This window comes from Streptomyces sp. 5-10 (assembly GCF_014712245.1).
In the GTDB taxonomy this organism is placed as follows: Bacteria; Actinomycetota; Actinomycetes; order Streptomycetales; family Streptomycetaceae; genus Streptomyces; species Streptomyces violaceusniger.
This window is the reverse complement of sequence record NZ_JACVYG010000207.1, coordinates 1-887: the sequence shown is the minus strand read 5'-3', so window position 1 is coordinate 887 and position 887 is coordinate 1. Positions and strand designations below refer to the sequence as shown.

The following is an 887-nucleotide window of genomic DNA, read 5'->3' as shown; positions in this document are numbered from 1 at the left end:
GTGGTGGCGCAGGCGGTGCTGGGTGTCAGCGGTGAGGAACACGAGGCGTTCTTCCGCGAGCTCCTGGGTGACGTGGATGAGCCCACCGCTCCGTTCGGACTGCTGGACGTCCAAGGCGATGGTTCCGGAGTCAATGAGGCGCGTATCGAGCTCAGCCCCGACCTGGCTGGGCAGATGCGTGTTGTGGCGCGGCGGCTCGGGGTGAGCGTGGCGAGTCTGTGCCACCAGGCGTGGGCGCAGGTGTTGGCGCGGTTGACCGACCGGGAGGACGTGGTCTTCGGCACGGTGTTGTTCGGCCGGATGCACGGTGGCGCGGGTGCGGACCGAGGCATGGGCTTGTTCGTGAACACCTTGCCGGTGCGGATTGCGGTGGGTGAGGACACCGTGGAGGCGGGGGTGCTCCGCACGCATGAGCTCTTGACGCGGTTGTTGGGGCATGAGCATGCGTCGTTGGCGTTGGCGCAGCGGTGTAGTGGTGTGCATGCGTCGATGCCGTTGTTCACCAGCCTGCTCAACTACCGGCACAGCGCCCTTGCTGCCTCTGAAGCTACCGATCAGGTGTGGGAGGGATTTGAGCCGCTGGGTGGTGAGGAGCGTACCAACTATCCCTTGATGCTGTCGGTGGACGATCTTGGTGAGAAATTTGTGCTGACGGCGCAGGCGGTTGCGCGGGTGGTGGATGCGGGCCGGGTGTGTGGGCTGATGGAGAAGGCGCTGTTGGAGTTGGTGGGGGCTTTGCGGTCGGCGCCGAGCACGCCGGTGCGGGAGTTGGATGTGCTGCCGGCCGCGGAGTGTGAGCTGGTGGTGGGTGCGTGGAATGCGACCGACGTGGAGTTCGAGGCTCCGGGCTGTCTGCATGAGTTGTTTGAGCGGCGGGTGGTGCGGGA

Annotated in this window: 1 protein-coding gene; it reads left to right on the top strand. The window is 66.0% G+C overall.

The genetic code is table 11. The annotated features are described in order from the left end of the window. Positions 1–887 (top strand): condensation domain-containing protein (locus IEJ02_RS50980; RefSeq protein WP_223865629.1); only part of this gene is annotated, 887 nt, incomplete at both ends.